Here is a 9,737-nt window from a genome sequence, read left to right as displayed (position 1 = left end):
GCGCGATCCCGGCGAGCGCGAAGAGCTGCAGTAGAGGTACTGCGGCGAGCCACTTCTGTCCGAGCATCAGTTCGACGACTGGGTCGGCTGCGATGGCGATCGTGACGAGGCCGAGTGAGATCGGATATCCCAGGGCAAGCTGACCCCGCACAAGGTACGCCGAGAATCTCCTCTGGTCGTCCTGGATCTTGGACAGGATCGGGATGGCGACGGAGGTGACGGGCGACTGGATCTGGCTGAGTGGCGTGACGACGAGCTGGTAAGCCCTGTTGTACAGCCCGAGCGGTGCAGCGCCGTAGGCGTAGCCGACGAGCGCTGTATCGACGTTGTTCGTTCCGTAGTTCACGACTTGGGACAGCACGAGGTTCGCGCCGAACCTCAGGAAGGAGCGGACGGAGACGTCTCGGCGAGGCTTCCCGGGCCGCCAGCGTGCGCCGATGACAGCACCGAGAAGGATCACCAGTGCTTGGGTGATCTGTTGTGCGACGAGCGCCCAGTACTGCAGCCCGAGGAGGGCGCCCCCAATCGCGACTCCGAGAGCGAGCGCGGCGGCCAGGACATCCACGGTCGCGAGCCAGCGGAATCGGAGTCCGCGCATGAGATGAGCGCGGAACTGCGTCGCCAGTCCGTTCAGCACGAAGATGATGGCCATCGCCTGAGCGATCGGACGAACCTCGCCTTGGCCGTACACCGCAGCCAGAGGCGTCGCGACGGCAAAGAGCGCTCCGCCCAGGACGATGCCGATTCCGGTATTGATCCAGAACAGGTTGGTGCCCTGCTCGGACGTGAGCTCCGGCGCTCGAACCGCAGCGGACGACAGCCCGAAATCGCGGAAGATCTCCCCGACGCCGATGAACACGACGACGATCGCAAGGAGTCCGTAGTCGTGGGGAGAGAGCAGACGTGCCAAGACCACCAGGCCCGCGAATTGCAACAGGATGCGCATGCCCTGTCCGGTGAGCATGGTGAGCGCGCCGCGTGCCGCTGTGGAGCCTAGGCTGCCGGGCCGGCCGTCGGTGGACGGGGGCCGAGTCGACGTGGCCATCACGGTGCGGCCCGCAAGATGTCGATGATCGGATCCAGGCTCTTCCTGCCCGCAGCGGCCGACGCCCGGGCTTGAGCAGGGTCGAGGAGCGCTGTGGCCTCTGCGACCTTGCCCGGCATGGTCGCGAGGTCGTCCGTGCGGAGATCGAAACCTACGCTCCACCCCACCGAGTCCAGCAGCGGGGCGAACTTCCGTGAGTAGGCGAGAGGCACCGCGGGCACCCCCATGGACAGCGCGTTCAAGCACGCGTGCATCCGAGAACCGATCAAAGCGTTCGCGCCGGCGATCGCCTCCCGGACCGAGTCGAGATCCGTCGGCACGACGATCTCAAGGTCGCCTCCGGCCTCCTGGGCGAGAGCTCGCACCGCGGGGACGTCGTTGTCAGGGTTCGGCGTGTCCAGGACGTGGGCGAGCAGCGTCACTTCGCGGCCGTCGCTGCGAAGGCGGTCGAGCACCTCGCGCACCACGCGGCGATAGCCTACGGCGTCGACGTGCGGGTTCTCGTTCCACAGCAGCCCGCTGACATTGAGCAGCACGTCCCGGGAGGTTCCAGGAGTTGGCTGGTCGATGGCGAAGACCAGATCGGCCGAGGTGAGGTCCGGACTGCGCCCCAACGAGGTGGCCACCTCGGTGCTCACGGGATCGCGGGAGAACACGAAATCGGAGCGGGAGAGCGTCCGCTTGGCCAGGGCACGGCCTCGACGTGTGGTGAACGGGCCGATGGTCTGAGGCGCCATGGCGACCCGTGCGCCGCCTTGGCGGGCGAACTCATGGACCATGCTCATCGTCACGTGGCGACCCAGCCCGTAGATGTCCGCGAAGCTGTCGCCAGAACGGGTATCCCAGACGAGGTCGAAACTGCGGAAGAACTCCTGCATTCCGTAGCGAGGGAGCACCCTTTCGCGCACCAGCGATCGCGGTCGCCCCCACGGGACCTCGGCCGGTTTTGCGCCATAGTTCGCGAATGTGAACTCGGCGCTTGGGAAGGCTTGGCGCAGGAGGTCGTGCGACCCCCGGGCCAGAACGGCCACGCCGAGGTTCGGTGAGGACTCTGCCGCCCACAGGACGAGAATTCGCCTTGGGCTACTTGAGCTGTCTGTCATGGTTTCCATTCGGGCAGCCAGGAATGCGGGCATCCTGGCGAGTGATCTGAGAATATATAAAATGGCGCGACGAAGGGGCTTTTGAATGAGGCGGTGCGCACGAAGAGGGTGCAATAAATTGCAGAGAAAACTTTGGATTTAGGTGGATCGGGGGTATTCTTGGAGTTCGAGCGCTGAGTGATCTGCCCGGTCGCCCTAGAGTTCACCACTGCTTGCACCGCTGTGGGCAGAGATGCTGCCGTCGAAGTCCACTGGAACCCGGAGGATCCCCCGTGACCGTTCTTGAGTCTTACCGCAGTCTCGCCGAGGCGCAGAAGGGTCGCGCGCGTGGGGCCCCGGCCTACTCGCTGTACGTGAATCGACCGGTGGGCCGTCTCCTCGCGTCCGTCGCCCACGCGATCGGTCTGACCCCGAACCAGGTGACGCTGGTCAGTGCCGCCTTCACATTCACCGGGATTGCCCTGCTCATGCTCGTGCCGCCGTCCATCCCTCTGGGGATCGTGGTCTGGCTCCTGCTGGCGATCGGCTATGCCTGGGACAGCGCGGACGGCCAGGTGGCGAGGCTGCGCGGCGGCGGTTCGCTGGTGGGGGAGTGGCTCGACCACATCGTGGATTCGGCGAAGCTCGTGTCCCTGCATATTGCGGTGGCGATCGGTGCGTACCGCTTCTTCGAGTCTCTCGAGGTGCAATGGCTGCTGGTGCCGCTCCTCTTCACGGTCGTCGCCACCGTGACGTTCTTCGGAATGATCCTCAATGATCTGCTGCGCGCTCGGATAGGAGCGCCGCAGGCAGCGCAGGCCGGTGGCTCGTCGCCCGTGCGTGCCATGCTGGGAATTCCCACGGACTACGGGACCTGGTGCTTCATGTTCGTCCTGTGGGGATGGGCGCCCGGCTTCATGGTCGTGTATTCCCTGCTCGCACTCGCGGCGGTCCTCTACTTGGCCGCGGCACTGCTGGTCTGGTTCCGCAAGATGAAGGGGCTCGAAGCGGTTGCGTGAGCTCATCGGTCCAGCTCTCTGACTGCCCGGCTGAAATCGCCGTGGAAGCGCTCCGTCCCGAGCCTGGCGCGTGCCGCGGTCGCGTCCAGCGCGGCGGCGTCCCGTATGTGACTCCAGTCCTGCAAGATTCGTCGGACCCCCTGGGCGAGCGCCTCGGGGCTGTTGGTCGCGACCTGCACCGCGCTCTCGAAGCCTGAGGCCGCTTCGCGGAGTCCGGTGTGGTCCGCGACGATGACCGGTCGGGCGCAGAGCAGGGACTCGATCACGACGTTGCCGAAGGATTCGTCGCCCCGAGAGGGGACGACCATCAGGTCCGCGTCGCCGATCGCTCCCCACACGGGGGAGCGGAAGCCGCGGAAGCTGACGCACTCCTCGAGGTCGAGTTCCTGCACGCGAGCTCGCAGTTCGTCCTCGTACCACTCGTACCCGGGGAAAACATCGCCCACCAGATCGGCTGTCGCCTCCACTCCGCCCTCTCGCAGGAGGGAGACGGCGTCGATGACGAGGTCCGGCCCTTTGCGAGGGGAGAGTCGACCGACGAAGACGAGACGTGCGGGACCCTCGATTTCCCTGCGCGCAGGGTGCGTCGCGGGCGGCCCCGCCACTCCATTGAGGACCACGCGGACGCGGCCGCGCCGCTCCAGTGATCGTGGTCGGCACACCTGGCGACTCGTCTCGGAATTGAAGACGACGCCGCTTGCCAGGCGGAGGGGAGCGGTGAGCAGGGTTCGTGCCGCGACGGACAGTGAAGACTCCGCCTCGTGGACGTAGACGATGGCGGGCAGGCCGCAGGACTTCGCTGCGAGCGTCCAGAACGGGAGGGTCAAGGTGTTCGCGACGACCACATCCGCCCCGACGTCCTGGATGAGTCGGCGCATGCGAGGAAAGCTCGAGGCGACCGTCCGGACCAGATGGAGCATCCCCCGAGGAGAGAGCATGCTCTTGCGGATGACCGGGACATCTGTGACATGAACGTCGACCCCGAGCTCCTCCAGGACCGGAACCAGGGGCCCCGTCCGGGAGCACGTGACGACGACCCTCGAGCCGTGGCTGAGCAGGCCCCGAACCGCCTCCAACATCATCCGATCCGACCCGTAGAGGTCGGCCGAAGGATTCGCGACCAGCACGGTCCGGGGCGCGGCGGCAGCCTGGGTGCTCATCTCCGGCCGACCGCCTCGTGAGGCCAGTACTCGTCGACGAGGCTCACGGTCGACGCAATGTGTGCACGGCTCGAGGCCCCGAAGACGATCGATTCGAGATTCGGGAGGGAGCACGTCCACTCGATCGCCTCACGGGGCGACAGCGCTCCGCTTGCGAAGACGGACATCGCGACGGCACGGAAGGGACGCTTCTCGATGGCGTCGAGATATCCCTCGACGCCACCGGACATGCGGAAACCGAGTTTGTTGATGTTCGAGCAGACGAGCGGATTGGTGACGCCGACCGAGTCCAGGTCGTCGAGCAGCCGGGGCAGATTCATGGTGATGAATCCGGGTTCTGCGCCGTACTTCGTGCGCACGTGGTCGGCGAAGATCCGGAAGGCTTCGGTGAAGCCCAACCCGGACAGGAGGTCGACGACGACGTTCTGCATCCAGATGACCGGTGTGGACAAGCCGCGGAACATCTTCAGCTCTGCGTCGATCAGGAGCGTTGCGATCCCTTCGATGTCCTTGCGGGCCAGCGACGAGGTGCCTCGCGCAACGCTGTCCAGGAGGCCGGTCTCCGGGAGATATTGGCGGACGGCGCCCAGGAAACCTCCTTCGGTGATCGCATTGGCGTACTTGTGGGCATACGGCATGCACGGGAAGAACTTCATCTGGCTGTATCGGGCGGGATCAGTGCGCGCCCGGTCGCAGACCTCTTGCATGCGGTCGTGCGTCGTGCACATGAAGGTGCGGACGCCTTCGTCCTGTGCCGCATCGAGAACGCTCATTATGGCGTCGGTGTCCTGGAAGCGCATCTGCTGCGTGCGGGCCTTCTCCTCGGACATGTGGTTGATCCCGAAGAACTGGTTGTCGCCGAAGAGCAGGCGATCCATAGAGATGGAGGTGCTGGTCATCGTGCACTCGCCCCCCGCAGAAGCTGCCATGCGCTCCGCGCGCGAGTCGGGAGGGACTCTGCGGCGGGTGCAGCAGTCGCCCTGGTGAGTCGCCCTTGTGAGTTTCCCGCATCCTCACTGATCATGGCGATGATCCCGTCCGTCACCGAGGCTGAGGTGAAGTCGTTCTGTCCGGAGCTCTCGCCGGCGTGAACCCGGCCCACGAACGCATCGAGCTGGGCGCTGTACTCCTCGCCCCTCAGGTAGAACCAAGGCGCTTCCATGAGTTCCGTCGTGTACTTGACGTTCCATCCGGGCTCGTACCCCTCCAGAGGTGGTGCCGTGTCTCGCAGGTACACCTGGATCTCCTGTCGATCGGCGTAGATCTTCCCGTGGGTGCCCCACAGGGTTACGCGGGTCGTCATCTTCCGCTGGGACTCGTCGGACCAGTTGGCGATGATCTGCGCGCTCCCCTGGGGGTAGTGCAGGGTGCTCGCCACGGCATCATCGATGTGCGCCGAGAAGATGCTTGTCAGCGAACTGCCGCTGACTGCATCCGGTGCGCCGAGATACCAGGTCAGCAGGTTCAACGGGTGCGCGGCATAGTCGTAGAGACATCCGCCGCCGGTCGACCGTTGGCTGCGCCAGGTGCGGCCGGCCGGCTTCAGGACGACGGGACCGTAGGCCTCGGCGAGAGCCGTGGTGACGGGGCCCAGGGCCCCGTGATCGAGCAACCGGTGGACCTCGCTGAATGTCCCGACGAAACGGTTGTGATAGCCCACCTGGGTGACCAGCCCGGACCGTTGTGCCAGTTCTGCGAGTTCGAGGCTCTCTACGGGATCGAGGACCAGCGGCTTCTCACAGAAGATGTGGATACCGCGGCGCAGTGCCTCGCGGATCATGCCCGAGTGCAGGTGTGTAGGAGTCGCGACGATCACGGCGTCGGGCCGTGTCTCGTCGAGCATTCGGGTGAGGTCCTTGAACGTCGCGATGCCGGTGTACTTGGTGAGCACGTCGAGCACGTAGCCCGTGGCGTCGCAGACGCCCACCACCTTCACGTCGGGGTGGGCGTTGATCATCGAGAGGTGGGAGAGTCCCATTTTTCCGAGACCTACCACGGCGAGGTTGATCATCGGGCGGCTCCGATCCGTGCGGGAAGCTGTCGGCCGAGCGCTCTGCACAGTGCAGCTTCGTACTCGCCCCCGATTCTGTCCCAGGTGAACTCCGAGAGGTAGCGGGCATGGCTCGCCGCGCCCATCGTGCGTTGGCGCGCGGCGTCGTCCACGAGATCGTCGAGGATCGTGCCGAGGTCATCGGCGTCGGTGAAGTACGCGTTCCCCTCGCCGGCGACCCAGGTGTTGTACACGTTGCGATGGGCGACGACCGCGTTGCCCGCCGCCATGGCCTCGACGAGCGAGGGGTTGGTCCCCCCGACCGTATGGCCATGGAGGTAGAGCGCCGCGTGATGCCGCAGCGCGTTGAGTCGTGCGGGCTCGAAGATAGCGCCCGGGAAGATGACTTCGTCCGACGCCGCGGCCATGACCTCTGCGTGGTATGGGTCCGTGTCGCCGTACGGGCCGACGACGACCAGGGGCATGCCCCGGTGCTTACGGGACCAGGCCGAGACGATCTCCACCACGGAGTTCTCCGGGATCGGTCGGCAGACGACGATGCCGTAGCGGCCGGGCGTCAGCCCTGCGGCCTCGACCGGGCCTACCGGGGCCTCGGTCACCTCATGGGCGCCGTAGGTGATCGTGGTGACCCGACGGCGACCGAAGTGACGGCCGAGGTACTGGGCGATCACGGGGTGATCCGCGATGAGGACGTTGCCGACGCAGCCGGCGATCCGCTCGTTCGCCAGGAGGATCGCCTGCCTCGCGATACCCCACCGTTTGCGGGTCCACTCCATGCCGTCCATGTTGACGACGTTAGGGATCCGACGGAGGCGCGGGATGATGTCGAAGACGCCGGTGTTGTATCCGAAGGTGAGCCAGACGTCGCCCTTCCGGTGAGCGCGGAGAGCGTGACGCACCGACTTCAGATCGAAGGAGGAAGTCCCTAGCCAGCCGTCCCGTGACTCAGGGATCAGCACCCTCTCGAGCCCGTTCCATACATCGGTGGTTGTTGCACCCTGGCCGGGGACCTGGCAATAGACGATGACCTTCCAGCCCTGGTCCCGAAGATAAATGCCGACGTTCTCCGCAGCGGTCTCGAAGCCGCCGTATGCGGCGGGGACGCCGTGAGTTCCTAGAATCCGGACGGTCGGTTGCATGGGAGTTCCTCGTTCTTCCGCGCCTCGGGGGCTGTGCCGAAGTGGCGCGGTGGGAGTGGTCGGCGGTGCTCAGGTCGTGCGTCGTACGGTGGTTTCCAGTCCGGGAGCACGGGGACTCGACGCCTCACCCAGCGCTTCCCAAATGTCCGGTTTATGACTGCTTGTCCTAATATAGTAGGGGGATCCGCTGGGGTCCAGCGAGGGGCCTCCGGGCGGGCGTCGCCCGACTCGACGCCAGCCCGTTTCCGACCGCCGGTTCACGGCGATCGTCCTCCGGCCGGCGCGCATGCCCGTCGAGCTGACATAGAGCGACCCTGGTACGACGCGACCTGCCGGACCACCGCGATGGAAACCTGCATCGTGTCGTCATGCCCCGTCGCTGGTCCTGACGTCCGGTGGCGCCGATACTTGCTGGATGCCCCGTTCCCACGTCGCCCTCGCGTGCCTCGTCGCGATCTTCTGGGGCCTGAACTTCCTCGCGATCCACGCCTCCCTCGAGCAGTTCCCGCCGCTGTTCCTCGTCGCGCTGCGGTTCACGCTGATGGCGTTGCCGGCGCTGCTCTTCGTCCCTCGCCCGCAGGTGCCGCTGCGCTGGCTCGTCGGGTACGGGCTCGGGTTCGGGACGCTGCAGTTCCTCGGCCTGTACTCCGGCATGGCGGCCGGCTTCCCGACGGGCCTGGCCTCGCTCGTGCTCCAGGCGTCGGCCCCCTTCACCGTGCTGCTCGGCGCAGTCCTGCTCCGCGAGCGGTTGACCGCACGGCGCGCGCTGGGCATCGGCGTCGCGGTGGCGGGCCTCGTCCTCGTGGGCATCTCCCGCGGGGGAGCCGGGGCCTGGTGGCCGTTCTGGCTCGTGGTCCTCGGGGCGTTCGGCTGGGCGATCGGGAACATCTCGAGCCGCCTCGCCGCACCACCCAGGCCGTTGGAGCTGACGATGTGGATGGCCATCGTGCCACCCATCCCGATGCTCGCCCTCTCGCTCCTCCTCGAGGGACCCCGCCGCATCACGGACTCATTGGCCGATTCCCTGACGGCGCAGGCGGTGCCCGCGTGGATCGGCCTCGCCTACACGATCGTCTTCGGCACGATCGTCGGATCGGGGATCTGGGTGTGGCTCATGACGAAGCATCCCGCCGGCGTCGTCGCCCCCTTCTCGATGCTCGTGCCCGTCGTAGGGATCACCGCGGCCTGGCTGGTCCTGGGCGAGAGCCCCCACCTGCTCGAGATCATCGGCGGCGCGCTGGTGGTCGGTGGGGTCCTCTGGAGCGGTCGCCTCGTCGCCGCGCGCGGGGCCGCTGATCCGGCGGGTCCGGTCGACGTCGGTGATCCAGGAGCTTCGGCCCACGCGGTGGAGCCTGCGGCCCGCTGAGCCCTGCGACCCCGGCCGGGCCTGGTCAGCGGGGGATGTCAGCGGAGGATCATCGCTGCGCGGGCAGCATCCCCGCGAGCACCTCGAGCAGCGCAGCGCTGGTCGCCTCGGGGGCATCGAGCGTGACGACGTGGCCGGCCCCCGGGATCACGTTCTCCGCCACGCCCTCGGCTCGCGCCCACCGCGGCATGGCGGTGGCGATGTTGCCCGTGGCATCCCGCTCCCCGCGGATCAGCCCCAGCGGCACCGGGGTGCGGTAGCCGGGATCGGGGTCGACGAGAGTGACGGTCGCCCTCCACACGTCGAGGAAGCGCCGTTTCGGCATGGCGGTGAAGGCCTCCTCGGTCGTGGCGATCGCCGCGGGGGTGACGGCGGATGCCCGCGCCATCAGCCGGGGCATCCGGGATGCCGGGATCAGGGCGAGTAGCGGCGCGGCCAGCGGCAGCACGACGCTCTCGAACCGGGTCAGCGGTCCCGCGTTCCACGTCGCATCGAGCACCACCAGTCCTGCGGTGCGTGTCGGACGTGCGCGCACGAACGCCTGGCAGAGCCCGCCGCCCAGCGAATGCCCCACCAGGACGGGCGCTTCGAGCTGCAGCACGTCCAGCAGGGCTTCGAGATCGGCGAGGGCGTCGGCCGCCGTGAATCGCACGGGGCGGGCCAGCAGCGAGTCGCCGTGGCCGCGCAGGTCCCAGGTGATGACCCGGTACCCGGCGCGGATCAGGGGCGGGACCTGCGGGTCGAAGGCGTGGTGGTCCATCCCGGCGCCATGGAGGAGGACCACCGGCGGCCCGTCGCCCCCGGAATCGGCATAGCGCAGGGCGGCGCCGGGGCGCTGGAGCGTGCGGGGGAGTGGGGTCATGGCCCGACCCTAGGCGGGATCCGCCCTCAGGTCACTCGCCGGGCGGCCTGTGT

9 protein-coding genes are annotated in these 9,737 nt (G+C 67.2%); 2 read left to right on the top strand and 7 right to left on the bottom strand.

Translation table 11 applies throughout. The features are described 5' to 3' along the window. Together ACT3T5_RS14830 and ACT3T5_RS14825 are read right to left on the bottom strand one after the other, a co-directional pair. On the bottom strand, nt 1-946 hold a 946-nt coding region (locus ACT3T5_RS14830), incomplete at its 3' end, for a lipopolysaccharide biosynthesis protein (RefSeq protein ID WP_444594749.1). Between the two features lie 98 nt (nt 947-1,044). Further along, on the bottom strand, nt 1,045-2,148 hold the full coding sequence (locus ACT3T5_RS14825; protein ID WP_444594751.1) for a polysaccharide pyruvyl transferase family protein: 1,104 nt from the start codon (nt 2,146-2,148) through the stop codon (nt 1,045-1,047). A 272-nt stretch (nt 2,149-2,420) separates the two neighbouring features. On the opposite strand from ACT3T5_RS14825, the gene ACT3T5_RS14820 reads away from it, so the two are divergent. After that, entirely contained in the window at nt 2,421-3,146 is a 726-nt protein-coding gene (locus ACT3T5_RS14820) for a CDP-alcohol phosphatidyltransferase family protein (RefSeq protein WP_444594748.1), read from the top strand. Between the two features lie 2 nt (nt 3,147-3,148). Here ACT3T5_RS14820 and ACT3T5_RS14815 read toward each other — a convergent pair whose 3' ends face one another. The 4 genes from ACT3T5_RS14815 to ACT3T5_RS14800 all read right to left on the bottom strand — a co-directional run bounded on the left by ACT3T5_RS14815 (nt 3,149) and on the right by ACT3T5_RS14800 (nt 7,456). Next, nucleotides 3,149-4,228, bottom strand: coding sequence for a glycosyltransferase family 4 protein (locus ACT3T5_RS14815; RefSeq protein WP_444594750.1), 1,080 nt, complete (start codon nt 4,226-4,228; stop codon nt 3,149-3,151). A 74-nt stretch (nt 4,229-4,302) separates the two neighbouring features. Further along, on the bottom strand, nt 4,303-5,205 hold the full coding sequence (locus ACT3T5_RS14810; protein WP_444594747.1) for a hypothetical protein: 903 nt from the start codon (nt 5,203-5,205) through the stop codon (nt 4,303-4,305). Beyond that, on the bottom strand, nt 5,202-6,317 hold the full coding sequence (locus tag ACT3T5_RS14805) for a Gfo/Idh/MocA family protein (RefSeq protein WP_444594746.1): 1,116 nt from the start codon (nt 6,315-6,317) through the stop codon (nt 5,202-5,204). Before ACT3T5_RS14805 ends, ACT3T5_RS14810 begins: the two co-directional genes overlap by 4 nt. Continuing rightward, entirely contained in the window at nt 6,314-7,456 is a 1,143-nt protein-coding gene (locus ACT3T5_RS14800) for a DUF1972 domain-containing protein (protein WP_444594745.1), read from the bottom strand. Before ACT3T5_RS14800 ends, ACT3T5_RS14805 begins: the two co-directional genes overlap by 4 nt. Before the next feature lie 415 nt (nt 7,457-7,871). Here ACT3T5_RS14800 and ACT3T5_RS14795 point away from each other — a divergent pair, with 415 nt between their 5' ends. Beyond that, nucleotides 7,872-8,822, top strand: a complete 951-nt coding sequence (locus ACT3T5_RS14795) for an EamA family transporter (RefSeq protein WP_444594744.1) — start codon at nt 7,872-7,874, stop codon at nt 8,820-8,822. A gap of 49 nt (nt 8,823-8,871) precedes the next feature. Here the strand turns inward: ACT3T5_RS14795 and ACT3T5_RS14790 are convergent, their stop codons facing one another. After that, entirely contained in the window at nt 8,872-9,684 is an 813-nt protein-coding gene (locus ACT3T5_RS14790) for an alpha/beta fold hydrolase (protein WP_444594743.1), read from the bottom strand. Nucleotides 9,685-9,737: the final 53 nt, after the last annotated feature.

Origin of the sequence: Brachybacterium sp. AOP3-A1-3 (genome assembly GCF_052378285.1) — a bacterium.
Taxonomy (GTDB): domain Bacteria; phylum Actinomycetota; class Actinomycetes; order Actinomycetales; family Dermabacteraceae; genus Brachybacterium.
This window is presented reverse-complemented; position numbering and strand designations above follow the sequence as displayed.